Genomic DNA, 26,100 nt, shown 5'->3' with positions numbered 1-26,100 from the left:
GCACCACCCAGGGACGGCGGGCGGCTCTTCCAGGCGCAGCCTGTACTCCGTTCCCGCGGCCGATGGTGTACGAAGTCATGCGTGAACGAACAGTCCCAGTCCCGGCCCGCGACCGTCCGCGTCTTCATAGCGCTCGCCCCGCCCGACGACGCCAAGGAGGAGCTGGCGCGCGAACTGGCGCCCGCCTACGCCACCTACCCCCGTCTGCGGTGGAACCGTATCGAGGACTGGCACATCACCCTGGCGTTCCTCGGCGAGCTCCCGGTGGCGACCGTCCCGCTCCTCCAGCCGCCGCTCGCCGCTCTGGCGGCGGCGAGCCGGCCCCTGGGACTCGCGCTGCGCGGCGGCGGGCACTTCGACGAGCGGGTGCTGTGGAGCGGGATCGAGGGGGACGTCGAAGGGCTGCGCCTGCTCACCAAGGAGGTCCGCGACGTGATCAGGGCGTGCGGCGTGGCCTTCGAGGACCGGCCCCTGCGCCCCCATCTGACCCTGGCCCGCGCACGCCGTGACGACACCTCCAGCGTGGTGGAGCTGGCCGCCTCGCTCGCCGGCTTCACGGGCCGGACCTGGGAGGCGGAACGCCTGCACCTGGTCGCCAGCAACGTCGGCCGCGGGCCCGGGCCGATCCACTACCGGGACATCGCGGCGTGGCGGTTCGGCGCGGGCCCGTCCTGACGTCCCGGCCCGCCGCCGTCCACGAGCGGGGGCCGGTGCCGGTGCGCCGGTGTGCCGGATGGGAGCGGGCGGCGATCCCCGTGGGGGTCTCAGCCCGCGAGGCGCGCCATCCACTCCTCGACCTCGTCCGCCGACCGCGGCAGGCCCGCCGAGAGGTTCTCGTGGCCGTCGGCCGTGACGAGGAGGTCGTCCTCGATACGGACGCCGATACCGCGCCACTCCTCGGGGACGGTCAGGTCGTCCGGCTGGAAGTACAGGCCGGGCTCGACCGTGAGCACCATGCCCGGCTCCAGGACGCCGTCGACGTACTCCTCGTTCCGGGCCTGCGCGCAGTCGTGGACGTCCAGACCGAGCATGTGGCCGGTCCCGGCCATGGTGAAGCGGCGCTGGAGGCCGAGTTCGTAGGCGCGCTCCGCCGGGCCCTCGATGAAGCCCCACTCGACGAGCCGGGCCGCCAGATGGCGCTGGGACGCCTCGTGGAAGTCGCGGTACGCGGCGCCGGGCTTGACGGCCGCCATCCCGGCCTCCTGTGCCTCGTACACCGCGTCGTACACCTTGCGCTGAAGCGGCGTGAAGGTGCCGCTGATGGGGAGCGTGCGGGTGACGTCGGCGGTGTAGAGGGTGTGCGTCTCCACCCCGGCGTCGAGCAGGAGGAGCTCCCCGGGGCGGACCGGGCCGTCGTTGTCGGTCCAGTGCATGATCGTGGCGTGCTCACCGGCGGCGCAGATCGTGCCGTAGCCGACGGAGTTGCCCTCCAGGCGCGCGCGGCGGAAGAACGTGCCCTCGATCCACCGCTCGGACGACGCGATCGCCCGGGAGAGCTCACCGATGGCATCGGTGAAGCCGCGCACGGTGGAGTCGACGGCCTTGCGCAGCTCTCCCACCTCCCAGTCGTCCTTGACCAGGCGCAGATCGCTGAGCGCCTCCTCCAGCTCGTCGTCGCGCTCCTCGTCGGTGGCGACGGCCGCTTCCAGGGCCGGGTCGATCCCGCGCACGATCCGGGTCGGCGCGCCGGAGGCGGCGAGGTCGTCGGCTGCCGTGCGCACGTCACGGCACGGCAGTCCGAGGACGACCTCGGACTCGGCCAGCGAGCGGCGCCGGCCCATCCACAGCTCCGCGGTGGAGCCGGTCCAGAACTCGTTGTCGTTCCTGCTGTCCCGGGGAAGCTGGAAGCAGTAGGCGTCGTGGCCGCCGTCCGCCCGGGGTTCCAGGACGAGCGCGCCGTCGCGGGCCTGGTCGCCGGTCATGTGGACGTAGCCGGAGTACGGGCGGAACGGGTAACTGTCGTCGTTGGAGCGGGCCTTGAGGTTCCCCGAGGGGATCACCAGGCGCTCGCCCGGGAAGCGCGCGGAGAGCGCGGCGCGGCGGGCGGCCGCGTACGGGACCTGCTCGTCGGGCCGCAGGTCGCGCCGCTCGGTGTCCGCCCACCCCGTCCGCATCAGCGCGGACAGTTCCTCGGAGATCCCTGAGTAGAGACCGTTCTTCCGGCCTTTCGCCACGGCGTACACCTTCCTCTGGAGGGAGCTGGGGGTGCGTTCTGCGCGGACGGTACTCCGCGCCGCGCGGGCCGGGCGCCGAGGAGTGCCACTGGCACGGATCGGCCACGCCCGGTGCGGCGCGGGGCAGATAATGAGGCCCATGACGCACGCGAAACTCGGCGAGGCCCTGCGGCTCCTGGGCATCGACCCCTCGGCGGCCCGGGTCTACCTGGCCCTGCTGGAGCTGGCCCCGGCACCGCTGAGCGCGGTCGCGGCGGCGGCGGGCCTGGAGGGCGCGGCCCTCACCGCGGCGTACGGCGAGCTGGTCGACGCCGGTCTGGCCAGCGCCGCCGAGGAGGGCGGGGACGTGGTGGCGCCGGTTCCGCCCGCGGCGGGTCTGGAGATCCTGGCCCGGCACCGGGCTGCGGAGGTCGAGGAGTCGCGCATCGCCGTCGGCGGCGCCTTCGAGTCGTTCCGGCGCCAGCGGCTCGCCGCCTACAACGACCACCTCGTCGAGGTCGTCACCGGTGACGCCGTCGGCCCCCGGATGCGCCAGGCCTGGGCGAGCGCCCGCGAGCAGATCCGCCAGTTCGAGTCACCGCCGTACTTCCCCCTGTCGGGCGCCACCGACGACGCGCTGGCCACGCTCGCGCGCGGGGTGACGCAGCGCGTCGTGTACTCGCGGGCGTCCCTGGAGTACCCGGGGCATCTGAAGGAGGCCGTCGAGCCGTGCGTCAACGCCGGGGAGCAGGCCCGGGTGCTGCCGTCGGTTCCGGTCAAGCTCGTGATCATCGACGAGGCGTACGCGCTGGTGTCGTTGTCGATCAAGGAGGCCGATGTGCACAACTCCATGCTGGTGGTCCAGCCGTGCGGTCTGCTCTCCGCGCTCATCGCCCTGTTCGAGCAGTCCTGGCAGAACGCCCTGCCCTTCCACGGCAGCACCGCCCGCCCCGGCGGTCTGCCCCCGGCCGACCGCCGACTGCTGTGGCTGCTCGCGGGCGGGGCGGGCGACGACGTCATCGCCCGCGAACTGGGCCTCAGCCGCCGCACCCTCTTCCGCCGGCTCCAGATCCTGATGGCACGCCTGGGCGCGGCGAACCGCTTCCAGCTGGCGTTGCAGGCGCAGCGGCAGGGATGGCTGTGACGCGGGTCGGCGTCGGGACGGGAGCGTGCCCGGCAGGTTGTGTATGCGCCGAACTGAGCCCGTAGCCGGACCGGTTGACGCCCCATCGGGCCGCGTCACGGCCGCCCCTGCTCAGAACTCGCGGTCGATGCCGGTGACGGCCGCGGGCCCCAGAGGTGCGTCGTCCTCCGCCAGCCCGGTGTCGCGCAGGGCGGCGGAGACCAGGTCCACGGCTTTCGCCTCGGCCTCGTCGCGCGTGGCTGCCTCCACCTCCAGCCGGACGGAGAACATGTTGCCGTCCTGGAGGGTGAGGAGGCTGAGCTCCTCGTTCTCGCCGAAGTCGGTGTTCGACGGGTCCTGCGGACGCAGCTTGCGCTCCACCGCGGCACGCTGGTCGTCGGTGATGCCGTGGACGAACGTACCCGGCACGGTGATGACGTAGTCGGTCATGGAAACTCCTGCCATGCGGGCCCCCGCGGTCGCCGGGGGCATCCCCTTGGAATGCCCCGAGACGGCGATACCAACCACCTCACTCCCCCACTCGGGCCCCTCCTCCTCGGTCCTTCTCGGTCCTTCTCGGTCCTTCTCGGGTTGTCCGCAGCGAGTCGGCCCGGGTCGGTCATGCGCACCGCATGGCCGACACGCCCGCGAACCGCCCGTCCCGGGACGGGAATCCGGGCCCGGACGCCTCACTCTCCCGGCCGGTTCTCCTCCCGTACGCATTCGATGAGGTAGTCACCCGTATCCGGGTCGATGACCACGCCGTGGGCCTCGCTGTGGAAGCCGGGGAAGGCCCGGTCGAAGGCCTCCAGGGCGCCGAGGTAGCGCAGGACCGGGCCGTCGGGGGCGCCGAGGGCCTCTCCGGGCATCAGGACGGGGATGCCGGGCGGGGTGACCGTGACCATGGCGGCGGCCACCCGGCCCGCGGCCTCGGCGAGGGGCAGGCGTTCGGTGCCGCCGCGGATCAGCTGCTGGTAGCAGCGCTGGGGCGGGACGACGGGGCGGGGCAGGTCGCGGAAGGCGGTGTCCAGGGCGTCGATCAGGTCGGCGCGGGTGAGGTGTTCGTGCATCTCCTGGCACAGGCCGCGCAGGGTGGCGTGCCCGTACCGCTTGGGGTGGGCCTCGACGAGCTGGGGCAGCACCTGCCGCAGCGGGGTCTCCGCGTCGTGCAGCGCCTTGAAGTCCATCAGGGCGTCCATCAGGGTGCCCCATTTGCCCTTGGTGATGCCCATGGAGAAGAGGACGAGCGTGGTGTACGTGTCGGTCTTCTCCACGACGATGCCGCGCTCGGCGAGGTAGGCGGTCAGGATGCGCGCGGGGATGCCCCACGGTTCGCTGCGGCCCGTCGCGGTGACCCCCGGGCAGGTCAGCGTGACCTTGATCGGGTCCAGCATGCACTGGCCCTCGCTCAGACCGGGGAAGCCGTGCCAGTCGGCGTCGGGGTCGAGCTCCCAGCAGCGCGGCTCACCGGCCAGCAGCGCCGGTGAGGCGTCGGCGAACGGCGTACGGGACCCGGTGGCCGGATCCACGACGGTCTCGGGCTGCCAGACGCCGAAGAACCAGCTCGGCCGGTCGCCCGCGGCGGCGATACGGCGCCCGATGCGCACGACGGCCTGCCGGAACCGGATGGCCTCGGTGACCGCCTCGTTGACCAGCCACTGCCCCTGCGGACCGTCCATCATCGCCGCGGCCACGTCCAGCGAGGCGATCGCGGGGTACAGCGGCGAGGTGGTCCCGTGCATCATGAACGCCTCGTTGAACCGGTCGTGCTCGACCGGGGCACGGGGCGACGAACGCACATGCACCATCGCGGACTGGGAGAGCGCGGCCAGCAGCTTGTGGGTGGACTGGGTGGAGAAGACGGTGGGCCGGTCCCCGCCCTCGAAGGTGTCCGGGCCGACGGCCATGCCGTACCGGCGGGCGTAGAGCGGGTGGAAGCGGGCGTACGCGAACCACGCCTCGTCGAAGTGGAGCCGCGGTGTGCTGGGCGCGAGGGCGCGTGCGGTCTGCACGGTGTCGTAACACAGGCCGTCGTAGGTGGAGTTGGTGACCACCGCGTACTGGGCGTCGGAGGAGACCGCTCCCGGGGTCAGCGGGTGGGCGGCGATCCGGGCGGCGACCGCGCCCGCGGCGGTCTCGCTCGCGGGGAGGGGGCCGGCGAGGCCGTAGCCGTTGCGGGTCGGCACGAGGTAGACCGGGCGCGCGCCGGAGATCACGAGGCCGTGCAGCACCGACTTGTGGCAATTGCGGTCCACCAGGGCGATCTCGTCGGTGGTGACGCAGTAGTGGCCGACCATACGGTCGGCGGTGGAGTCGCCGTGCAGGACGAAGTACGTACGGTCGGCGCCGAAGATGCGGGCGGCGTGGCGCTCGGCCTCACCGATGGGGCCGTTGTGCTCGAAGAGGGAACCCAGCTCCCCCACGGAGATGGAGAGGTCGGTGCGGAACAGGCGCTCGCCGTAGTAGTCGAAGAACGCCCGGCCCACCGGTGACTTCAGGAAGGCCACCCCGCCCGAGTGGGCGGGGGTGTGCCAGGAGTACTCGTGGGCGTCGTCGAAACGCCGGAGCGCTTTGAAGAACGGCGGCAGCACCGCGTCGCCGTAGGCGTGCGCCGCGTGGGCGACCCGGCCGGCGATGAAGGTGGGGGTGTCCTCCAGCGGCCAGATGTACCCGACGGCGGTCTCCGCCACCCACAGCGGCAGTTGCTCCAGGCCGTGGTCGGAGTCCTCGGGCATGACGACGAAGACCGGCAGGTCCTTGAACCGGCGCGAGATCTGGCGCAGGGCGGCCGCGCCACCCGCTTCGGCGCCGTGCGCGTCGGTGTCGGCGGGTTTGCCGTTCGCGGACGGCAGGTCCCACGCCACCACGGCGGCGGTGAGACCCGCCTCGGTCCGCAGGGCCGCGCAGGCGGCCTCCGCGGTCCGCGCCCAGCGCACTTCCAGGCCGCGGTTCTCCAATTCCTTGCCGATCCGACGCAGTTGCTCCGTCCCCGGCCCCCCGCCGAGGGGATCCTCGCGCAGGGCCAGCAGGACACTACCGTTCACCATGACATCTCCACCCACATCGCACCGGACAGCTCACGTGGCAAGCATCCTGCGCGGGGAGGGGAGGCGGTCGCCGGGAACGGTAAACCACCCATATGGGTACGGGGCGGAGTGCGCTCTTGCCGACCGAGTTACATGGTGCCGGGGGGTGTTCTCGATGCCCGCGGTGCTGTCGACCAGGACGATCCGGCCACCGCCGTTGGTGAGTTCGGGGAGCGCCGCCTTGACCAGGAGGGCTGGGCCGAGGCGTTCAGCAGGAGCATCTCGCGCCACTGGTCCGGATCGGCGTCGGCGAGGTTGTCGTGGGTGGAAAAACCGGCGTCGGCGACGACGTGGTCGAGCCGCCCGAACGCCTTGACCGTCGCCTCGACCGCGGCCCGGACAGGGCCGGAGTCGGTGCTGTCGGCGGCCACGGCCACCAGGCGCTCTGCGGCCCCCGGCGCGCATAACCGCACTCACTTCGTCGACACGCGTCTGGCGGTGGTGGAGGATCAGGCCGCAGGCGGTGACACCGCCGCCGGAGCCGAGGATCTCCCCCTCGTCCCCTTGCGTGACCGCCCTTGCTCGACGGGCCGCCTCCGCCAACACCCCGCCGCCCCTCATCCCTCCAGCAACTCCGGCCCGTTGTTGCGCACGCTGTTCACCGCCGGGGAGACCGGGCGGGCGTCGAGGTGGCCGTCTGCCGGGCGGCTCAGCAGGGCGCGCAGGTGGTCCGGGTCGTGGTGGTGGGGGTCGAGCCAGGCGTCGTAGTGGTCCTCCGTGAGCGCCAGGGGCATGCGCGGGTGTACGCGGCCCGCCGCGTCGGTGGCCTCGGTGGTGATGACGGTGCAGGTCACCAGCCATGCGCCGGGGTCGTCGTCGTGCTGGACGGACCGGTCGCGCCAGTACGCGTACAGCCCGGCCAGCGCCATCACCTGGCCGTCCTCGGGGTGGATGAAGTACGGCTGCTTGCGGGGCTTGCCGGTGGCCGGGTCCTTCTCCTGCTGCCACTCGTAGAAGCCGTCGGCGGGCAGGAGGCAGCGGTGCTTGAGGAACTCGCGGCGGAAGGCGGGCTTCTCGTGCACGGTCTCCACCCGGGCGTTGATCATGCGGGCGCCGACCTTCACGTCCTTCGCCCAGGGCGGCACCAGGCCCCAGCGCAGCGGCCGCAACTGCCTCCCCGCCGCGGGTGCGGTGTCTTCGTCGCCGCGCCCGGTCCTCTCCAGGACGGCCCACACCTCGTCGGTCGGCGCGACGTTCCAGCTCGGCGCCAGACGCTCCTCCGTACGCCAGTCGGTGACGCGGAAGAGCTGGACCAGGTCCTCGGGGCTACGGGTGGAGACGTAACGGCCGCACATGGAACCACTGTGCCACCGGTGACACCACCGGAAACACGGCGTCGCGGCCTCGGCGGCCAGCGGTGGGCCCGGCAGGACGGTTGACCTCATGTGCGCTTGAGGTCTTACGGTCGCGGCATGACGATCAAGGAATACCCCCAGGAGACCCTTGCCGCCCAGCCCATCGGCTACTGGGCCAGAGAGGCCGCGGGCCTGGTCATCGGCGGTCTGCGCACCGCCCTCGCCGTGGAGGACCTCACCCAGCCGCACTGGTGGGCCCTCAACCACATAGCCGGTGCCCCCGGCCACTGGACCCGAGCCTCCCTCGCCGCAAAGCTCACGCCCTTCGACGACCAGGACACCGACTTCGACGCCGTCTTCACCGATCTCGCCTCCCGGGGCTGGACCGCGGAGACCGACGGCACGCTCGTACTGACGGACGCGGGCGAGGCGGGACGCCTGCGCGCCCACGACCGCAACGCCAAGGTGCACACACGGATGCGGACGGGCCTCGACGACGCGTCGTACGCGGCGACCATCGACGTCCTGCGCCGCGTCGTCGCCAACCTGGGCGGCAACGGCGATCTGCCCTAGTGGCGGCCGGGGCGGTCAGGGCGACTGGGTCTCGGCCTGCTCCCCGGGCGGGCTCGGGCTCAGCAGCCGGTCCGCCAGGAAGGACAGGATCTCGTCCCGGGCCCGCACCGTGGGGTGGCCGGCCTCGTCCACGAGGTGGGCGGTGACGACGCTGTGCGGGGACGCCACCACATCGGCGAAGAACGGCGGCGGATCCGTGCGGGCGTGACCGCCGTCCAGGACGCGGCCGTCGAAGGCGTCACCGAGGAGTGTGCGGTAGGCGGCGAAACGCCGGCCGGTGCACCAGCGGTCGTTGTCGAAGCGGTAGGCGAGGACCTTCAGTCCGTCGCGCACGACGCGGTCGCGGACCGCTGCCGCGTCCTCCTCGCTCATCTCCAGCCCGGCGGGATCGTCCAGTGGCAGCGAGGGGTGGTTGAGGACGGGTGCGACGACGGCCGGCTCCAGCGCCATGGTGAGTGCGAAGTTGCCGGTGAAGCAGAGCCCGATCGCCCCGACCCCGGGACCGCCGCACTCGGCGTGCGCCCGGCGCGCGAGCCCGCGCAGCCACGCGGTGACGGGACTGGTTCCACCCCCGGCGAACGCGCGGAACTCGGCGCTGACGCACGCACGCCGTACGACCTCGCTTCCCCCGTCGGCCGTGGGGTAGGCACCGTCCACCCCGAACAGCGAGGGGACGTACACGGTGAAGCCCGCGTCCCGTATCCACCGTGCCAGGCGCAGGACGTCGGGGCTGATGCCGGGCATCTCCGGCATCAGCACGACGGCCGGCCCGGCACCGGCCACGTACACCGTCTTCACCGCTCCGTCGATCTCCACGAGTCGGCGGGAGAAATCCGTGATCGCGTCGTCGCGGCTCTGGTTGGCAGCACTCATGGGGACAGCCTGGACGCGCGCGCCCGCTTACCGGGAGGGGCCGGATCGCCATGGACGAGGGTAATCTCGCCATCGGGCCAGGCGGGGAGGAGGCGGCGGTGGGTGCGAGCGCGTTGCGTGTGGGTGTCCTGGCCTATCAGGGGTGTTTCGCTTCCGAGGTGTTCGGCGTACCCGATCTGCTGACGATGGCCGCGCACGTCGCCGGTCCCGACCGGGCGGGGTACGAGGTGTCGGTCGTCTCGCCCCGCCGTCGCGTCACCGCGTCGGGCGGCGCGGTCCTCACCGTCGCTCCGCTGCGCGAGGTCGACGTCCTCGTGGTGCCGGGTTTCGAGCTCGTGCCGGGCCTCGACATGGACGCCGTACTCGCCCCCCTCGCCCCGGAGATCGCGGCGATCCGCTCCCACGGCGCCGCGGGCCGCGCCGTAGTGTCGATCTGCGTCGGCGCGTTCCTGCTCGCCGAGGCGGGACTTCTCGACCGGCGCCGGGCGACGACGTCCTGGCTCTTCGCGGACGAACTGTCCCGACGCTGCCCGGGCGCCGAAGTCCGCCCCGAGCGGCTGGTCGTCACCGACGAGGGCGTGACGACGACGGCCGCCTTCAGCGCGATGTACGACTTCGCGCTGGAGCTGATCCGCCGGCACAGCGGCGCCGACGTGGCACGGACGACCGCGCGGGTCGCGCTGGTCGACGACGCCCGTACGTCACAGACCCCCTACGTCGACGCGCGACTGCTCCCGCGCCCCGGCAACGAGTTCTCCCACCGGGTCATGCGGCGGCTCGACCAGACGCTCACCGCCCGGTACGACCTCACCGCGCTGTCGGACGCCTTCAACGTGAGCACCCGCACCCTGCTGCGGCGCTTCGCCGACGAGACGGGCCAGAGCCCACTGGAGTACCTCCAGTCCTCGCGCGTCCGACGCGCCCGCCACCTCCTGGAGACGACGGACCGCACGGTCGCCGGCATCTCCTCCGCGGTCGGCTACCAGGACCCCGCGACGTTCGCGTCCCTCTTCGCCAGACACACCGGCCGCCGCCCCAGGGACTATCGGGCGGCGTTCCGGCGGGGTGGAGGCTGACACGCGAGAGGCGGCGTAGGTGCGCGGTCGGCGCGACACGTGGCCGCCTGGGTGGAGGAGGTGTGAAGGGCCCAGGCGAGGCATGGAGGGCTCCACCCCGGATCCCGGCCCCCTCCGCATCGTGAAACACCCACCCCCACCTCGCACCCATGTGCGACACTCCCCCGCATGCTGGGTGTAACCGATCTTCCGACATACCTCGTGGGCCTGGTGCTGATCATCCTGGCGCCGGGGCCCAACTCCCTGTACGTGCTCTCCGTCGCGGCCCGGCGTGGTGTGCGCACCGGATATGTCGCCGCCGCCGGGGTGTGGACCGGGGACACGGTGCTGATGACGCTCTCCGCGCTCGGGGCCGCGTCGCTGCTCCAGACGACGCCGCTGCTGTTCGCCGTCGTCAAGTACGCCGGCGCCGGGTATCTGTCCTGGATGGCGCTCGGCATGCTGCGCCAGGCGCTCGGGATGTGGCGCGACCGCCACACCGCGGCCGGGACTGCCGGCGCCGACGAGCTCCAGCAGGAGGCCGCCGTCGAGCGGCCCTACCGGCGCGCGCTGATGCTCAGCCTCTTCAACCCCAAGGCGATCCTGTTCCTGGTCTCCTTCTTCGTGCAGTTCGTGGACCCGGGGTACGCCTATCCGGCGCTGTCGTTCCTGGTGCTGGGCACACTGCTCCAGCTGGCGAGCTTCCTTTATCTGTCCACGCTGATATTCAGCGGCACCCGGCTGGCCGCCGCCTTCCGTCGCCGCAGGCGGTTGTCGGCGGGCGCCACTTCAGCCGCCGGCGTCCTCTTCCTGGGCTTCGCCGCGAAGCTGTCGTTCAGCGGGGCGTGAGGCTCACCGGTTCTCCGCACTCCGGTTCTCAGTACCCCGTACTCGTACGCAAGGGTGGGTCCGTCGCCACGGGCCCACCCTTTCGTTACCCGGCGGTAAAGAATTGATCAAACACCCTGGCGGGACGGTGTGTGATGCGCGTAGACCTTGCCCATGCGCACTGTCACCAAAACCGCAGCAACCGTCGCCGCCCTCGCCGTCACCGGCGCCGCCTTCTACGGCGCGGGCGCGGCCACCGCCGGGAACGGCACGCCGAAGAGCGACAAGGAGATCCCCAACATCACCAAGGTCGAGGACAAGATCAACGCCTACTACGGCGGGGCTCCCGACTCGACCGGCGCCTACCAGGCCTCCCCCACCAGCAACTACGCCAAGCAGGTCGCCTCGATCGAGGCCCGCGCCAAGCGTTGGATCACCCACGCCGCCGAGCACCCCGGGCACGACGGCCGCAAGCCCGCGATCGTCCTCGACGTCGATGACACGACCCTGCTGACGTACGACTACGAGAAGAAGAACGGCTTCGCGTACAACGCCAGCGCCTTCAACGCGTACGTCCAGAGCGCGCGGTCCATAGCCGTCTTCGGTATGCCCGACCTGGTCAACTACGCGGCCAAGAAGGGCGTCACCGTCTTCTTCCTCACCGGCCGCGACGTCTCTCAGCGCGACGCGAGCGCCACCAACCTCACCTCGGCGGGTTACGGCGTCCCGGTCGACAGCGCGCACTTCTTCCTCAAGGACAAGGCCAACCCCCCGGCCTACCTGAGCTGCGGCAAGCCCACTTGGACCTGCTCCACGGTCGACTACAAGGCGGGCACCCGCCGGCACATCGAGAGCCTCGGCTACCGCATCGTCGCCAACCTCGGCGACCAGTACACCGACCTCGCGGGCGGCCACGCCGACCAGACGTACAAGATCCCCAACCCCATGTACTTCCTGCCGTAGGCGCCATGCACTTCCTGCCGTAGGCGGACCGGCCGGGGCGCGCCGTCACACCGCGCACCCCGGCCGGTGGCCTTCAACCGCCGCACGTCAGCGGCCCGTTCACCGGGCCGGTTCCCCGCCCCCTGTCGCCGCGCCGAACCACGTGGGCACATGGGCGAGCAGGTCCCCCTGATCGTCGCCGACCCACGCCACATGGCCGTCCGGCCGCAGCAGCACCGCGGGCACGTCCAGTTCCGCACCGGAGTCGACGACATGGTCGAGCCGGTCCGCCCAGCCCTCCACCGACAGCAGCCCGGTCCGGTCGAGCAGCAGACCGCGCCCGCCGCGCATCAGCTCGTACAACCGCCCCCGCGTCAGCCGTACGTCCCGCAGCCGCCGGCCGAGGAGCGCGTGGCCCCCGCCGAAGTCGTAGGCGACGTCGACCGCGGTGATCATTCCGGTCACGTACCGGTTCACCTCCTCAAAGTCCATCAGCTTCGCGAAGAGGGTGCGCAGGGCCGTCGCGCCGGCGTCGCTGCCGATGAGGGTGATCTGCGCGCGGGTGTTGTCCAGTACGGCGGCGCCGACCGGGTGCCGTTCGGTGTGGTAGCTGTCGAGGAGCCCTTCGGGAGCCCAGCCGTTGACGGCGGCCGCCAGCTTCCAACCGAGGTTGAACGCGTCCTGCACCCCCAGGTTCATCCCCTGGCCGCCGGTCGGCGGGTGGATGTGGGCCGCGTCCCCGGCGAGGAACGCCCGGCCGACCCGGTAGCGCTCGGCCTGCCGGCTGGCGTCACCGAACCGGGAGAGCCAACGCGGTGAACGCACACCGAAGTCGGTGCCCGCGTACGCGCGCAACTGCCGCCTGAAATCGTCCAGGGTCGGCTCGGCCGTACGGTCCTCGGCGACGCCGTCGGCGGGCACGACGACCCGGCACAGCCCCGCGTCATCGGGAGGGGTGACGCTGAACCGGAACTGCGTCTTGTTGACCTCCGCCACGGCGGCGGCGACCGTGGCCGGGTCCTCGGCCACCTCCATCTGGCCGAGCAGGGTCTCCACCTTGGCGGGTTCGCCGGGGAAGGCGACGCCGAGCAGTCCGCGCACGGTGCTGCGACCGCCGTCGCACCCCACGAGGTAGCGCGAGCGCACCCGGCTGCCGTCCGCCAGTTCGACGCTCACCCCGTCCTCGTCCTGGCTCAGCCCGACCACCCGGCAGCCGCGCCGGATCTCGGCACCGAGTTCCAGGGCGCGCTCGGTGAGGATCCGCTCGGTGACCGGCTGCGGGGTGGCGACGCCGTACGGGTGGGCCGTGTCCAGCCCCTCCGGCCACGCCTTCACCACACCGCCGAAGAGGCCGCCCGCCTGGAACTTCTCGCTCACCGCGAGGAACCGGTCCAGCAGGCCGCGCTGGTCCATCACCTCGACGCTGCGCGCGTGCAGGCCCTGTCCGCGCGACTGGTCGGTGGGTTCGGTCAGCTTCTCCAGTACGACGACACCCACCCCGTGCAGCCGAAGTTCACAGGCGAGCATCAAACCGGTGGGTCCGCCGCCGACAATGGCCACGTCGATCATCAAAGTTTCCCGTTTCCGCAGGTCCTGGCATCGGCCTGCGATTCTGCGGTATGACCGGGGCCTTGCCGCAAGCCCCCCTGTGCGCTATACCTTGAGAGTGGCGAGGAGCGATTGAGCTTCTCGCCTTCGTCGTTCCCGGGGCTTCGTCGTTGCCAGGTGTCATCCCCTCCTTGCCGCGTCGGATACCGGCCGCTTCGGGCAAGCGAGTGAACCCTCCGATCCCGGCGCGCGGGATCGGATCCCACCGGTTTTCATGTCCATATGACCAACACCAAGAAGTATCTGCTCGCCGCTCTTGTCGGCACTGCCCTGACCCTCGGCTCCGCCGCGCCCGCCATGGCGGATCACGGCCCGGACAACGGATACGGCGGCCACGGCTCTTACGACCACCGTGACCACGACGACCACGGCCGCGGTGACCACGGCCGCGGTGACCGTGACCGTGACCGCGACCACGACCGTGACCGCGGCGACTCCCGCGGGACGGAATGCACCAACCACGGAAGCGCCTACGCCGAGGGGTACGTCGCCAACTCCCCCGGCGTCCTCTCCGGCAACCTGATCCAGGTTGTTGTCGACGCTCCCATCAACATCTGCGGCAACAGCGTCGGCATCGGCTGAACCGTTCGACCTGCCACCGCGACCCCCCTCAGTCCAGGAGGAGGGGATTGGGCAGGACGGCCTCGGGGTGCATCCGCAGCAGAGTGTGGAGCACCCCGGACAGCCCCGACATCAGGCTCGGCGAGAAGGCCTCGCGGGCCAAACCCCCCACCGGCCCTCGCTGTTCGAGGCCGCTGAGGATCTCACCGTCGAGGGCGTCGGCGTCACCGACACCCACCGACGTCAGGAACTCCCAGAGCCCCAGGTCGCCGTGGCACAGCGTGTGGCTCCAGCCAAAACCCTCGGCGGCGCAGGCCTGCGCGGCGCGCCGGGCCATGTCGAGGTGGGCGGGGTCCCCGGTACGCCGGTGGAGGTCGAGCATGCCGATGCCGATCCCGGCGCTGCCGTGGCACCAACTGGTGAAGAAGTCCTCCTCGGCGCCGACGCGCACATCGAGCCAGTTGCCCTGCTCGGGCCGGTAGAGGGACTCCTGGAAGGCGAAGGCCCGTTCGGCCAGGTGCGCCCAGTCCCGGCGGTCGGCCGCGGAGCCCGCCCCGCTCAGTGCCAGCCGCTTCAGCGCCCAGCCGATGCCCGTGGCGCCGTGCGCGAAGCCGCCGATGCCCTCGGGGTTGAGCCGGGTCGTCCAGCGTGCCCCGGCGCCGTCGACTTCGGCCAGCCCGGACAGCCGCCGGCCGATGTGCGCGGCGGCGTCGAGCCAGCGGTCCCGCCCGGTCGCCTCCGCCAGGTTGAGCAGCGGAACCACGCCCCCGGCGGCTCCGTTGAGGAGATCCACCTCCACGTCGTCCTCGACCAGCGGCCCCCGCGCGAGCAGCGTCGCCCGCTGTTCCGCCCGCTCCAGCAACCACGGCTCGCCGAGCACCCGGTGCAGTGCCAGCCACGTCCACACCTGTGACGCCGCCCCGCTGAACGCGCCGGCCGAGGGGGTCGGCGTGAGGTCCTCGGTGCTGATGAGCACCCGCAGCGCACCCGCGAACGCCTCGGCCACGCCCGGTACTTCGTCCGCCCGTCCGGCCCGCGCCTCGGTCACGTACTCCGCGAGGGTCAGCGCCACACCCCCCTGTCCGGTGTACAGATCGGCGGGCAGCACCCTGATGGACCATCCGGCCGGGGTGAAGACCGGGCTGATCCAGGTGACCGTCCCGTCCTCGCCGCGCACCGCGCCGTCGCACAGCCGCCGGACCATCCGGGTGGCCAGGTCGCGGCGCCGCCGCTCCCGGTCCCGGGCGTGCGGTTCGTGGGCGGCGGCCTGGACCCGCTGGGGCAGTGAGCGCTCGTTGAGGTACGCGCCCACGAGCGCGTCCTGGATCACCGCCTCCTCCAGGGGCAGGTCGGCGGTGCGCCAGTCTTCGACCGTGGCCCGGACGACGGCCGCGTCCACCACGAAGGTGGACATCGGGACGTCCCCGGCCAGCAGGTCCGCGATCTCGCCGTCGATGGCCGCACGGTCGGTGGGGGCGCCGGGCAGCACCTCCGCGTTGCGCCGCAGGATGTCGCGGGCGCGCTCGACGGCCGCCGCCTCGTCGTGCAGGGACGCGGGGTGCCACAGCATCCGGCCGATGTCGACGTACGCCTGGGTCGGCCGCAGGATGCGCCGCACCTGGGCGCCCTCGAAGCGGCGCAGCATCCGGTACGGGTCGGTGCCGGGTCGGCGCAGATGCGCGGTCATCTCACGGAAGCCGGCCAGGATCCGGTCCCAGTACGCGCTCAGCACCGGGGTGGGGCTGGGGTGGTTGCCCGCGGTGGGCATGGCCACCAGGTCCACCTCGAAGCGGGCCGCGGCGGTGCCGCCGTCCGCGATCACGGGGTTGGGGATCAGCGGCTGCTGGCCGGGCAGCGCCCCGATCCCGGAGATGTCGACTCCGCCCAGCGCGAAGCCGGTGCCGCGTACGGGCAGGAGACCGGTGCGCAGCACCGTACGGCGGATGGCCGCCGCGGCCACGTCCACCGCGTCGCCCCGGCCACTGGCCGGGAAGGGCGCGGGGGCGTCGAAGAGCGTCTCCGCGTCCACGATCACCGGCACCGGGCCCGCCGCGATCATGTTCTCGGCGTGCATGTCGGTGCCGCCGGTGAAGCGCAGGACGGCGAGCCAGTGGCCGACGTTGCGGTAGAACGCGGCGAGTTCGGTGTCGTCCGCGCAGTAGCGGTGGCGTACGAACGCGGACCAGCCGTAGCCGTCGCGCACCAACGTCCTGGGGACACGGATGCGTTCGTCCGGCTCCGGCGCGTCGGGGAAGTCCGCGAAGACGTCCTCCAGGAGCCTGCCCAGCGCCACATCCACCTGGGAGGGGCGGGGCTTGTACATGACGCTGCCACCGTCGAAGTCGACCCTGCTGACCGTCAGACCGCCCCGGTGGGTGTCACCCTCCCCGAAGACGACCGCCCGTATCTCCCCGGCGGGTGTGCCCAGCAACGTTCCCAGCAGTTCACGGTCCGAGGCCAGCCGTGCGGCGAACCCGGCGGTGGCCGCCACCGACTGCCGCGCGACCGAGGCGATCCGCCGCCCGAGTGTGGGGTAGCGGTCGGCCAGCCGGTCGAGATGGCCCTCTTCCTCGGCCTGTTCGATGAAGGCGGCCCAAGTCGCGGTGTCATCTCCGGCCCGCCCGCCGCCTTCCGTCATGCGCAGGGCGTGCAGTTCGATCAGGAAGAGCCGGGACAGCTTGGCGTGCAGGGAGCCGAGCAGGGCGGTGTGGCCCGCCTCCAGCACCACCTCGCGTTCCGCACGGGACAGGTCGTCCACGGCGGCCAGCCGCCGGGCCAGTTCCCTGCGCCATGGCCGGGCGATGGTGCGTACGGGACGGACGAACCACTCCGCCTCGTCTCTCTTCTCCGGCGCCGATCGGTCCAAGGCCCGCCCCTTCCCCGTACGTCACACGTCGGCGCCGTCGAGGCGCTCCCCTGGGTGCTCCATCAGGTGCTGCGCGCGATGCGCCACGTGGTGCTTCGCGCGATGCGCCACCTGGGGTGGGGAACCGCGTGACCAGCCCCGGTCCGCCAGTGCGCCGCGGCATGGTGAGCGGTCCCCCACCCGTCGTTCCGTATGTCCTCGCGCCTGTCCGCTGGCGTCACTCAGCGGCGGCGCGCCCGTTGGGCGCGGTTGCCAGGACGCTCAAGAGGCGTGTCCCGCGAAGGATCTGTGCGGGAACGCTCTTCGGTGATCAGCAACACCAGCTTCCGCGCGAGCCACTCGGGCTGGAGCAGAACCCGTACAGGGAGTCGCTCGGGTCGGTCAGCGCGGCCTCGGCGGCGGCGCCGCCGACGTAGAGCGGACCGGCGGGGTTGGACTGGCCGTACGCGCTCTCGGCGCCCGACAGCCAGGCGTTGAGCACGGCGGTTGCGGGAACACTGGTCTGGGGCATCTGCGGCCTCCGGACGTAGGAAAGTGGGCGGACTGCCCAGTGCCGAGTATTGCCGGATCCGAACACCTGTCAGATGACTAATCCGGCCACAGTCCTGGGAGTCCGATGCGCGCAATGACGGCCCTTGGGACGCCCGTTGACGGCGGTACGGAGCGTGGAGGCCGTCTGCTTCCGGGCCTCCGGGGGGCTTTATTCGGCCCGCGACTTGATCGAGTGGGATGGCCGCATTGCTTCTTGACGTTCGCGGCGGGCACCGCATCCAGGGGCTACCGGGTCCCGTCGCGCAGGCCAGGGTGGTGTGCCGGCACGTGGGACAGGGCCGGGTCATGGGTGCCTGCCCGCCGCCCGATGGCGGACAGGCACCCGCGGCGCACGCCGAGACGGGGGACCTCCGCGTTCACCGCACCCGGCGGCCGGGGCCAGGAGAAAGCCGCGCCGCCGGAGCCACTGGGGCTGAAACGAGCGTGACAGCCGCCGTCCCCGGCTCAACAGCGACCCCTCGGCCAACAAAGCGGGCTCGATGGCCGACGCGCGCACGATGACGCCGCCCACCGCGCCGAGCGGAACGCCCGGCCCGCCCCCTTCCCCCGGGCACCCGCGCCTCAGCCCATCCCCCCTCAGCTCACCGCCTGCTTCACGAGCGCGGCGATGCGTGCCTCCACCTCGGGTGTCACCTCGGTCAGGGCGAAGGCGGAGGCCCACATCGTGCCCTCGTCGAGCTGGGCCTGGTCGCTGAAGCCCAGGGTGGCGTAGCGGGTCTTGAACTTCTCCGCGCTCTGGAAGAAGCAGACGACCTTGCCGTCCAGGGCGTACGCCGGCATTCCGTACCAGAGCTTCGGCGCGAGTGCCGGGGCGGTGGCGGTGACGACCGCGTGGACGCGCTCGGCCATGATCCGGTCCGCGTCCCGCATCTCGCCGATCTTCGCGAGGACGTCCCGCACCGCCTGGGCCGCCTTGTCCGCGCGCGAGCTGCGTCTCGACGCCGACTTCAGCTCCTGGGCGTGGTCCTTCATCGCGGCCCGTTCCTCGGCCGAGAACCCTTCGTACGCACGGCTGTCAGTGCTGCTCATGATGCGTCTTCCCCCTTGATGACCTCGATGGGCGGCTCTGGAGAAGACCATAACCAGGGGCACTGACAACGGGCCGGACAGCGGGCGGGAGAGGGCGGCGGGGCGGCACTCAGGCGGTGCCGTCGCCCCGGCACCGCCCGTGCCGGGCCCGGTGGTTCACGACGCGGAGGCGGCGAGCGCGGCGCGCCAGGCGGGGCTGTCGACGTAGTGGTTGTCGTAACGCTCGGAGGACTCCGCGATCTTCTTGGGGTCGGTCTCGCCGCGCATCACGCTGCCGAGCAGCCGCAGGTAGTCGAAGCGGCCCATGCCGGGCGTGAAGGTGAACAGGACGTCGGCCTCGCAGCCGGGGGCCGCGGCGAAGGCGTGCGGGGTGTGCGGGGGCACGGCGAGGAAGTCTCCGGCGTTCAGGATGGTGACTTCCTCCCCGACCAGCACCTGGAGGGAGCCGCTGATGACGAAGAAGAGCTCCGTCGCCTTCGTGTGGAAGTGCGCGGGTGCGCCCACGGCTCCCTTGGCGAAGGTGGAACGGTAGGAGGTGAAGCCGCCGTTCGGCGCGTCCGTGTCGGCGAGCAGGGTCATCACACTGCTCGGGTCGGCGCAGGTCTCGGCGTCGGCGGCGCGGGTGAGGTGCGCGGCGGAGGCGGCGTTCGTGCTGGTCATGGTGGTTCCCCGTTCGGTTCGCAGCGGACTCGGTGTCGCTGTGATCACTACTTTACGCAGCGGATAGACCTGACGGACAGTGCAATTTCCCACCGGAATCCGAGGTCAATTACATGCGAACCACACCCGCCGGCCACGGCTGTTCGGTGAGTGGAGGCGGGGCGGCGGGCTGATCGTTGGCTTGCGGGGCGGGGCGACCGGGTACGCGGGACCCTGGAGTGCACACTGCCAGTGAAGTCCACGGAAGGGACACCCGATGACCATCGCGGTGACCACACCGACCGGACACGTGGGTTCGCGTGTCGTCCGGCTGCTGCTGCAAGCCGGCGTCCGCCCCCGCGTCCTGGTCCGCGACCCGGCCCGCCTGGACGACGAGACCCGCGCGCGCGTCGACGTACGCCAAGGCGACCTCACGGACGCCGAGTTCGTCCGCCGGGCGGTGGCGGGGGCGCGGACCGTCTTCTGGGTGGACCCCACCCCGCACACCACGGCCGACCCGGTCGACACCTCGCTGCGCACCGTGGCGCCCCTGATCGAGGCGGCTCGGACGGGTGAGGTGCGGCGGGTGGTGCTGCTGAGCAGTATCGGGGCGGAGAAGCGGCGGGGAGCCGGGCACATCGACGCGCTGGCCGGGATCGAGGAACGGCTCGACACCACCGGAGCCGACGTCCTGCACCTGCGCTGCGCGTACTTCTTCACCAACTTGCTGTTCGACCTGGACGGGATCGCCGAAGGGGCCCTGACCACCGCGTTCGATCCCGACCGTCCGATGCCCTGGGCCGATCCGCGCGACATCGGCGACGTGGTGGCGGCCCGGCTGCTGAACGACGCCTGGCGGGGCCGGGTGGTGCAGGCGGTCCACGGACCGGAGGACCTCACCTTCCGCCAGGTCGCGCGGATCCTGACCGCCGCGCTCGGGCGCCCGGTACGGGTCGACCACGTCGGCGACGACACCGCGCGGGACACGCTCCGCGCGGCCGGACTGCCGCCCTCGGCGATCGAGGGCATGGTCGGGATGACGGCCGGAACGCGCGACCTGAAGCCCGAGCAGCCCCGCGACCTGCTCACCACCACCCCCACCTCTCTCGGCGGCTGGGCTCACGCCCATCTGCGACCACTGCTGGAGAAGTGACGGGTCCCCGGGGTCACGCGCCCGCGCGTACCCGGGCCGCTCTCCCGCCGGCGCCCCCTCGGCGGCGGCCGACCAGGTCACGGGCGGCCGCCGGCCACGCGCCGTGGTCGAAGGCGAAGCCCGCGTCGAGGAGGCGGCCGGGGACGACACGGCGGCTCTTCAGCAGCAGCTCGGTGTCCGTGCGCAGGACGTACGCGCCCAGCTCCGCCATCCCCTTCGTCGCGGGCAGGCCCAGCGGGGCTCCCCAGGCGGCGCGCAGGGCACGCATGAAGGCGCGGTGCGGCAGCGGGTCGGGGGCGGCCAGATTGACCGGTCCTGAGATGTCCTCGCGGTCGGCCAGGAACCGGACGGCGCGGACGAAGTCGTCCTCGTGGATCCACGACACGTACTGGGCGCCGCCCGCGACGGGCCCGCCGAGGCCGAGCCGGGCCATCCACGACATCACGTCGAAGACACCGCCGCGGTCGGGGCTCATCACCATGGCGGAGTGCAGCGCGACCTTGCGCGTCCTCGGGGTGTCGGCCTCCTGCTGCGCCCGCTCCCAGGCCTTGGCGATCTCGACGCTGTAGGCCCAGTACGCCGGGACACCGGTCTCGGCTCCGCCGATCACCCCGGTGGCCTCGTCGTTCGGCGCGTCGTAGCGGTGGGCGTAGACGGTGGCGGTGCTCATCTGGAGCCAGAGGCGGGGCGGCCTGGCGGCGGCCGCGATCGCCCGGCCCACGACCTGCGTCGAGCGGACCCGCGAATCCATCATGGCCCGCAGGTTGGCCGGGGTGTAGCGGCAGCTCACGCTCCGTCCCGCCAGGTTGATCACGAGGTCGCTGCCGTCGATCTCCTGGACCCACGGCCCGATGTTCTCGCCGTCCCAGTGGACTTCGCGCTCCGCCGCGGGCCGCCGGGTGAGGATCACGACCTCATGACCGGCGGCGGTCAGCGCACGGTCCAGCACGGCACCGATCTGACCGGTTCCACCGGGAATGACTACCTTCATCGACTTCCCCTCCCTCTGTTGCCGCGAGCCTAGAGGAGAAGTTGAACGCGTTCAAATAGAGGGTGGGTGCGGGGCCAGGGGGTGGGTGCGGGGCGCGCCCCCGGCCGGGCGGGCGGGACGCCACCCCGCCCGCGCGGCCGCCCGGCCAAGGGCTTTCCGCACCCCTCACCAGGCCTTGCCCGCCTGCTCCCGAGTCGTACGGTTGATCCGGTTGAAGAAGTTGGTCGTCGCGATCTCCAGGATGATCGCGGCCACCTGCTCCTCCGTGAAATGGCCGGCGACCGCGTCCCAGATCTCGTCGGTCACGCCCGCCGCGCCGTCCTGGATGCGGGTGGCCGCCTCGGCCAGCGCGAGGGCCGCGCGCTCCTCATCCGTGAAGAAGGGCGTCTCGCGCCACGCGACCACGGTGTGCAGCCGCTCATCCGTCTCCCCGGCCTTCCTCGCCCCCTCCACACCGGCCCATACGCACGGGCTGCAGCCGTTGATCTGGCTGACGCGGAGGTGGACCAGCTCCAGCAGGCGCCGGTCGACACCCCCGGCGTGAATCGCCTTGTGGAGGTGGTGGATCGCGGTGATCAGATCGGGGTTCGCCGCACCCTTCATACGTGCTTCCATCAGCCTTGCTCCCTCATCGGTTACGTGTGCCCTTCCGGGCTCGTCAACACCCATGACGGAGCGGTTACGAGGAAGGTAACAACATGTCCGACAGCACCCCGACGGACCCGGTGGCCGAGGCTTTCGAGGCGCGGCGCGCACGGTTGCGCGCAGTCGCCCACCGCATGCTCGGATCGCACGCCGACGCCGAGGACGTCGTACAGGAGGCGTGGCTGCGGCTGTCCCGTCAGGACGCGGCGGGCCTCCACAACCTCGACGGCTGGCTGACCACGGTGGTCAGCCGGATCAGCCTCGACGTGCTGCGGGCGCGCCGGTCCCGGCCCGAGGCGTCGTACGGCGACGGGTTGCCCGAGTTCGTGGTGACGGTCGACGACGGGCCCGTCCCCGAGGACGACGCGGTGCTCGCCGACTCGGTGGGGCTCGCCCTCCTCGTCGTCCTGGAGTCGCTCCGGCCGAGCGAACGGCTGGCGTTCGTGCTGCACGACCTCTTCGGGGTGCCGTTCGCCGAGATCGGCCAGATCCTGGGCAAGTCCACGGACGCCACCAAGATGCTCACCAGCCGCGCCCGCAGGAAGGTGCGGGCGACCGACCGGCCGCCGGGAGCGGGACCGGAGCAGCGCGCGGTGGTCCAAGCCTTCCTCGCGGCCTCCCGCGACGGAGACTTCGAGGGTCTGCTGCGGGTGCTCGACCCGAACGTGAGACTGGCCGTCGACACCCCCGCCGGTGTGGTCGTCACCCTCGGCGCCACCGAGGTCGCCGCGGGCGCGAAGCTGTCCGCGGGCGCGGCGGTACGCGGACGGGCCGTGCTCGTCAACGGCCTGCCCGGCGTCCTCTCCTGGCGCGAGGACGGCACTCCGCTCACGGTCCTCGCGTTCACCGTCACCGACGGCCGGATCAGGGAGATCACCGCCCTGGTCGACCCGGCCAGACTCGCGCTGATGGACCTCCCCGCGCCGGTGTGAGGGCGGGGGGCCGGCAGACGTGGGCGGGATCCAACCCAGCGCCCACGCGGACGTACGAGAAATTGGGTGGATCAGCACCACCGCGCACCCCTATCGTGCTGCCGAGCCATATCGCCCAGGCAAGGACGTGCCGTTGTACACCAAGTGAGACCCCCCGACTGCTGAACCTTCGCGCGTCGCGCTCGTGCGCCGCGCTGCTTCCTGCTGCGGACTTCTCACTGAAACCGGTGTACTTCTGTGCTCACCACCTGGGTGGTCATGCCCACCTGCCTGCCTGTCGTCCTGCGCCGCTGCCACACGTGCGCGTCCGACCGCTTCCGGGCGAACGGCAAATTCCGCGTCAACGCCCATCACAAGCTGATCGACGTCTGGCTCCTCGCGCTCTGCGTCTCGTGCGGGGACACCACCAAGATCACGATCCTGGAGCGGACCAACGTACGTTCCGTACGGCCCGAGCTGCTCGACCGGCTGCACGACAACGATCCCGGTCTGGCGGCCGAGCTGCTCCAGGATCCGCTCGTGCGGCGCCGTAACCGCATCGCCCTCGACTGGGACGACGCCTGGCGCCTCGACACCGGGGGGACGGACCATCTGGACCGCGAGGTGATCGACGTCTCGGTCCGCTTCGCGGCACGGATTCCCGTCCGGCCGGTACGGCTCATCGCGGACGGCTGCGGCCTTTCGCGGGCGGAGGTCGCAAGGCTGCTGGCGGAGGGGAACCTCGTGTCGGCGGTCCGGCTGAGCGGCAAGCTCACCGGCGACTTCACCTTCACGCTCAAGCGCTGAGCCCAGAAGGGGTGACGGGGGCCTGTCCGGCGGCTTCGCCGGACAGGCCCCCCTACGCTGGGCACCAACGAACGGTACGAGGAAGGGAGCACACGGTGAGCGAGGACGACACCGCGGTCGCGGCGGTCTGGGACGACATCGAGCGGTGGTACGACGCCCAGGGCGCCGCGCAGGTGCTCCAACCCCCCGCGACGGAGGAGCAGATCGCCTCGGTCGAGTCGACGCTGGGCGTCGAGCTTCCCGCCCAGGTGAAGGCGTCGCTGCGCCGGCACGACGGGACCACCGACGGCGGCTGGCCCAAGGGCCGGCTGCTGTCCTGTGACGGCATCCTCGGCGAGACAGGCGTCTGGCGGAGTCTCCTGGCCGACGGCACCTTCGACGACCACAAGGACTTCCACTCGGGTGGCGACGCGCTCAAGCCCGGCTGGTGGAACACCGGTTGGGTCTGCCTCGACGCCGACGGGGCGGGCAACGGCTCGGTCCTGGACCTGTCGCCCGGGCCCGCCGGGAAGGTCGGCCAGGTCATCGACATGGATCACGAAGTGGGGCCGAGCGGTCCCGTCGCGAACGACTTCGTCGGCTATCTGACCGATGTGGCCGCGCGGTTGGAGGAGTTCTCGGTGGTCGACGGGCAGCACGTGCAGGAGCGGTAGCCGGGGCGGCGCGGTGGAACCGTCCTGCCCGGGGGCCCGTGGTTCTCCCCCCGCGCCCGGCGCCCTACTGTTCGGTGTCGCCACCCCCGCCCCGCTCCCGCGCGAGTTCCGCGACGATCTCGGTGCCGAGTGCGTACGCCGGGACGCCCGCCGTGATGAGGGCGGTCTCGGCGACGCCGATGAGGTCGGCGATGTCGGCTCCCGCGTGGAGCGCGCCCCGGGCGTGGATGCGGGCCGGGTGCGCCCGGCCGAGAGCCAGCAACTGTCCGAAGTGGACGAGCTGCTGCACCCGTCCGCCCAGCGGGTTGTCGGTCAGCACGATGTGGCGCAGGGCCGCGATGGCCTCCTCGGTCGGCAGCCGGCCGAAGCGCTGGGCCAGGCCCAGGCGTTCCTCCACGCCCCCGGGGACGGTGCCGAGGGTGGAGCGGTAGCGGTCCCGTACGGCCTCCGCGCGGGAGGCGAGGCTGTCGTCGGTCATGACGCCAGCCGCGCGATCGCGGCACGTACGGCCTCCTGGGCGCCCGGCGGGAAGTCCACGGCTCCGCCGATCGCCGCCGCGGCGATCTCGGCCTCGGCGCTCTCCTCGAGCGCCACGACGAGGCGGGCGGTGGCCGCCGAGTGCGGGCCGAACGCGAGGAGGCCGTGGTTGGCCAGCAGGACGGCGGCCGTGGTCGGGCGCCGGTCGAGGACGTCGGCGATCCCGCGCACCGAGACGTCCGAACCGCGCGGCCCCCAGGGCACCACGGGGACGTCCTCGGCCTGTCCGGAACGCAGCATCGGCTCGGTGCGGCAGGGCAGCGGCCGGTGGGCCACGGCGAAGGCGGTCGCGGACGGCGAGTGGGTGTGGATGATCGCGCCCACGTCGGGCCGGGCCCGGTAGACGACGCTGTGCATGGCGATGATCTCGGCGCTGACGGACTGGAGCTCCCCCTCCAGTACCTGCCCGTCGAAGCTGACGGCCGCCAGGTCTTCGGGCCGTATCCCGCGCACGTATCCGGGAGTGAGCAGCATGCGCCCACCCTCCAGCCTGGCGCTCAGGTTGGCGTGTCCGGAGTGGGCCATCACCCCGGCGGCGAAGAGGCTCTCCGCGGCTTCCACCAGCTCGTCGGCGCGCGCCTTGACCACGTACGTATCCCTCATGACGGTGTCTCCCGGTGTGCCGGCAGCGGCGGCTCGTCCGCCGCTGTCCACGTGCGGACCACTCTTCAACTTGAACTAAGGTTTAAGTCAACTGCCGGGCGCGAACAGGCACAGAAGGAGCGGAACGTGCGCATGACGATCGGCCGGCTCGCGGAGATCACCGGAGTGCCCGCCTCGGCCATCCGGTACTGGGAGCGCCATGGCCTGCTGCCGGCGCCCGAGCGGGTCAGCGGGCAGCGGCGCTATCCGCCGGAGGCCGCCGAGCGGATCACGGTGCTGCGCAAGTGCCAGCAGGCCGGGCTGACGCTGGTCGAGATCGGTGAGTTCCAGCGGGAGCAGCCGCGCCGGAAGGCGATGATCCGCGCCAAGATCACCGAGATCGAGCAGCGCATGGTCGACCTCGACCACGCGCACCAACTGCTGACCCACGCGCTCAAGTGCGGCGAGGAGGACATCGTCAGATGCCCCAAGTTCCGCGAGCAGATGGCGGAGTGGCAGACGGCGGCACCGACGCCCTGAGCGGTGCGTGGGGGGGGGGGGGGGGGGGGGGGGGGGGGGGGGGGAGACCCCCCCCCCCACCCCCCCCCCCGTCTTCTGTTGTTTTTTCGGTGTGTGGG

At 72.1% G+C, this 26,100-nt stretch carries 27 protein-coding genes; 12 read left to right on the top strand and 15 right to left on the bottom strand.

What is annotated here, in order from left to right; all coding sequences use genetic code 11:
- Positions 1–81: 81 nt before the first annotated feature.
- The gene (thpR, locus tag AC069K_RS09020; protein ID WP_478613754.1) at positions 82–675 is read left to right on the top strand and encodes an RNA 2',3'-cyclic phosphodiesterase; all 594 of its coding nucleotides are present in this window, start codon (positions 82–84) and stop codon (positions 673–675) included.
- 89 nt (positions 676–764) lie between these two features.
- Here the strand turns inward: thpR and AC069K_RS09015 are convergent, their stop codons facing one another.
- Positions 765–2,114, bottom strand: coding sequence for an aminopeptidase P family protein (locus AC069K_RS09015; protein ID WP_478614445.1), 1,350 nt, complete (start codon positions 2,112–2,114; stop codon positions 765–767).
- Positions 2,115–2,313: 199 nt separating this feature from the next.
- On the opposite strand from AC069K_RS09015, the gene AC069K_RS09010 reads away from it, so the two are divergent.
- A complete protein-coding gene (locus AC069K_RS09010) occupies positions 2,314–3,297 on the top strand; it encodes a LuxR family transcriptional regulator (protein WP_478613752.1) in 984 nt (327 codons plus the stop codon).
- A 111-nt stretch (positions 3,298–3,408) separates the two neighbouring features.
- On the opposite strand, the gene AC069K_RS09005 is transcribed toward AC069K_RS09010, so the two are convergent.
- The 4 genes from AC069K_RS09005 to AC069K_RS08990 all read right to left on the bottom strand — a co-directional run bounded on the left by AC069K_RS09005 (position 3,409) and on the right by AC069K_RS08990 (position 7,657).
- Positions 3,409–3,726, bottom strand: coding sequence for a hypothetical protein (locus AC069K_RS09005; protein ID WP_365112665.1), 318 nt, complete (start codon positions 3,724–3,726; stop codon positions 3,409–3,411).
- A 239-nt stretch (positions 3,727–3,965) separates the two neighbouring features.
- Positions 3,966–6,323: an Orn/Lys/Arg family decarboxylase gene (locus tag AC069K_RS09000; protein WP_478613749.1), complete on the bottom strand. Its 2,358-nt coding sequence runs from the start codon at positions 6,321–6,323 to the stop codon at positions 3,966–3,968.
- Positions 6,324–6,451: 128 nt separating this feature from the next.
- The gene (locus AC069K_RS08995) at positions 6,452–6,733 is read right to left on the bottom strand and encodes an SDR family oxidoreductase (protein WP_478613746.1); all 282 of its coding nucleotides are present in this window, start codon (positions 6,731–6,733) and stop codon (positions 6,452–6,454) included.
- A gap of 186 nt (positions 6,734–6,919) precedes the next feature.
- Positions 6,920–7,657: an SOS response-associated peptidase gene (locus AC069K_RS08990; RefSeq protein WP_478613743.1), complete on the bottom strand. Its 738-nt coding sequence runs from the start codon at positions 7,655–7,657 to the stop codon at positions 6,920–6,922.
- 117 nt (positions 7,658–7,774) lie between these two features.
- On the opposite strand from AC069K_RS08990, the gene AC069K_RS08985 reads away from it, so the two are divergent.
- Positions 7,775–8,230 (top strand): MarR family transcriptional regulator, encoded by a 456-nt coding sequence (locus tag AC069K_RS08985; protein ID WP_478613741.1) that lies wholly within the window; start codon positions 7,775–7,777, stop codon positions 8,228–8,230.
- Positions 8,231–8,245: 15 nt separating this feature from the next.
- On the opposite strand, the gene AC069K_RS08980 is transcribed toward AC069K_RS08985, so the two are convergent.
- A complete protein-coding gene (locus AC069K_RS08980; RefSeq protein WP_365112650.1) occupies positions 8,246–9,103 on the bottom strand; it encodes a dienelactone hydrolase family protein in 858 nt (285 codons plus the stop codon).
- Between the two features lie 50 nt (positions 9,104–9,153).
- Between AC069K_RS08980 and AC069K_RS08975 the strand changes: the two genes are divergently transcribed.
- From AC069K_RS08975 to AC069K_RS08965, 3 genes are all read left to right on the top strand, one after another.
- On the top strand, positions 9,154–10,179 hold the full coding sequence (locus tag AC069K_RS08975) for a GlxA family transcriptional regulator (protein WP_478613738.1): 1,026 nt from the start codon (positions 9,154–9,156) through the stop codon (positions 10,177–10,179).
- Positions 10,180–10,347: 168 nt separating this feature from the next.
- The gene (leuE, locus tag AC069K_RS08970) at positions 10,348–11,007 is read left to right on the top strand and encodes a leucine efflux protein LeuE (protein WP_478613736.1); all 660 of its coding nucleotides are present in this window, start codon (positions 10,348–10,350) and stop codon (positions 11,005–11,007) included.
- Between the two features lie 153 nt (positions 11,008–11,160).
- Complete coding sequence (locus AC069K_RS08965) at positions 11,161–11,949, top strand: HAD family acid phosphatase (protein ID WP_478613733.1); 789 nt, start codon at positions 11,161–11,163, stop codon at positions 11,947–11,949.
- Positions 11,950–12,048: 99 nt separating this feature from the next.
- Here the strand turns inward: AC069K_RS08965 and rox are convergent, their stop codons facing one another.
- Positions 12,049–13,497 carry a rifampin monooxygenase gene (rox, locus tag AC069K_RS08960; protein ID WP_478613731.1) on the bottom strand — a complete coding sequence of 483 codons (1,449 nt, stop codon included), beginning with the start codon at positions 13,495–13,497 and terminating at the stop codon, positions 12,049–12,051.
- A 261-nt stretch (positions 13,498–13,758) separates the two neighbouring features.
- Here rox and AC069K_RS08955 point away from each other — a divergent pair, with 261 nt between their 5' ends.
- Positions 13,759–14,118 (top strand): chaplin, encoded by a 360-nt coding sequence (locus AC069K_RS08955; protein WP_478613728.1) that lies wholly within the window; start codon positions 13,759–13,761, stop codon positions 14,116–14,118.
- Between the two features lie 28 nt (positions 14,119–14,146).
- Here AC069K_RS08955 and AC069K_RS08950 read toward each other — a convergent pair whose 3' ends face one another.
- From AC069K_RS08950 to AC069K_RS08935, 4 genes are all read right to left on the bottom strand, one after another.
- A complete protein-coding gene (locus AC069K_RS08950; RefSeq protein ID WP_478613725.1) occupies positions 14,147–16,963 on the bottom strand; it encodes a type 2 lanthipeptide synthetase LanM family protein in 2,817 nt (938 codons plus the stop codon).
- Positions 16,964–17,273: 310 nt separating this feature from the next.
- Positions 17,274–17,474, bottom strand: coding sequence for a DUF6229 family protein (locus tag AC069K_RS08945; RefSeq protein ID WP_190087684.1), 201 nt, complete (start codon positions 17,472–17,474; stop codon positions 17,274–17,276).
- Between the two features lie 617 nt (positions 17,475–18,091).
- A complete protein-coding gene (locus AC069K_RS08940) occupies positions 18,092–18,544 on the bottom strand; it encodes an iron chaperone (protein ID WP_478613723.1) in 453 nt (150 codons plus the stop codon).
- Positions 18,545–18,700: 156 nt separating this feature from the next.
- On the bottom strand, positions 18,701–19,204 hold the full coding sequence (locus AC069K_RS08935; protein ID WP_365112624.1) for a cupin domain-containing protein: 504 nt from the start codon (positions 19,202–19,204) through the stop codon (positions 18,701–18,703).
- 256 nt (positions 19,205–19,460) lie between these two features.
- Here AC069K_RS08935 and AC069K_RS08930 point away from each other — a divergent pair, with 256 nt between their 5' ends.
- The gene (locus AC069K_RS08930; protein ID WP_478613720.1) at positions 19,461–20,336 is read left to right on the top strand and encodes an NmrA family NAD(P)-binding protein; all 876 of its coding nucleotides are present in this window, start codon (positions 19,461–19,463) and stop codon (positions 20,334–20,336) included.
- A gap of 13 nt (positions 20,337–20,349) precedes the next feature.
- Here AC069K_RS08930 and AC069K_RS08925 read toward each other — a convergent pair whose 3' ends face one another.
- Together AC069K_RS08925 and AC069K_RS08920 are read right to left on the bottom strand one after the other, a co-directional pair.
- On the bottom strand, positions 20,350–21,327 hold the full coding sequence (locus AC069K_RS08925) for a TIGR01777 family oxidoreductase (protein ID WP_478613718.1): 978 nt from the start codon (positions 21,325–21,327) through the stop codon (positions 20,350–20,352).
- Between the two features lie 165 nt (positions 21,328–21,492).
- A complete protein-coding gene (locus tag AC069K_RS08920; RefSeq protein WP_478613715.1) occupies positions 21,493–21,942 on the bottom strand; it encodes a carboxymuconolactone decarboxylase family protein in 450 nt (149 codons plus the stop codon).
- Positions 21,943–22,025: 83 nt separating this feature from the next.
- Between AC069K_RS08920 and AC069K_RS08915 the strand changes: the two genes are divergently transcribed.
- The 3 genes from AC069K_RS08915 to AC069K_RS08905 all read left to right on the top strand — a co-directional run bounded on the left by AC069K_RS08915 (position 22,026) and on the right by AC069K_RS08905 (position 24,343).
- Positions 22,026–22,904, top strand: coding sequence for a sigma-70 family RNA polymerase sigma factor (locus AC069K_RS08915; RefSeq protein WP_478613713.1), 879 nt, complete (start codon positions 22,026–22,028; stop codon positions 22,902–22,904).
- A gap of 237 nt (positions 22,905–23,141) precedes the next feature.
- Positions 23,142–23,690, top strand: a complete 549-nt coding sequence (locus tag AC069K_RS08910) for a DUF1062 domain-containing protein (protein ID WP_478613711.1) — start codon at positions 23,142–23,144, stop codon at positions 23,688–23,690.
- Positions 23,691–23,785: 95 nt separating this feature from the next.
- Positions 23,786–24,343 carry an SMI1/KNR4 family protein gene (locus AC069K_RS08905; RefSeq protein WP_478613709.1) on the top strand — a complete coding sequence of 186 codons (558 nt, stop codon included), beginning with the start codon at positions 23,786–23,788 and terminating at the stop codon, positions 24,341–24,343.
- A gap of 64 nt (positions 24,344–24,407) precedes the next feature.
- On the opposite strand, the gene AC069K_RS08900 is transcribed toward AC069K_RS08905, so the two are convergent.
- Positions 24,408–24,821 carry a carboxymuconolactone decarboxylase family protein gene (locus AC069K_RS08900; RefSeq protein WP_365113183.1) on the bottom strand — a complete coding sequence of 138 codons (414 nt, stop codon included), beginning with the start codon at positions 24,819–24,821 and terminating at the stop codon, positions 24,408–24,410.
- Entirely contained in the window at positions 24,818–25,483 is a 666-nt protein-coding gene (locus AC069K_RS08895) for a class II aldolase/adducin family protein (RefSeq protein ID WP_478613706.1), read from the bottom strand. Before AC069K_RS08895 ends, AC069K_RS08900 begins: the two co-directional genes overlap by 4 nt.
- A gap of 132 nt (positions 25,484–25,615) precedes the next feature.
- Between AC069K_RS08895 and AC069K_RS08890 the strand changes: the two genes are divergently transcribed.
- Entirely contained in the window at positions 25,616–26,002 is a 387-nt protein-coding gene (locus AC069K_RS08890) for a MerR family transcriptional regulator (protein WP_365113201.1), read from the top strand.
- Positions 26,003–26,100: the final 98 nt, after the last annotated feature.

Source organism: Streptomyces sp. NPDC043908 (assembly GCF_056435525.1).
This window is presented reverse-complemented; position numbering and strand designations above follow the sequence as displayed.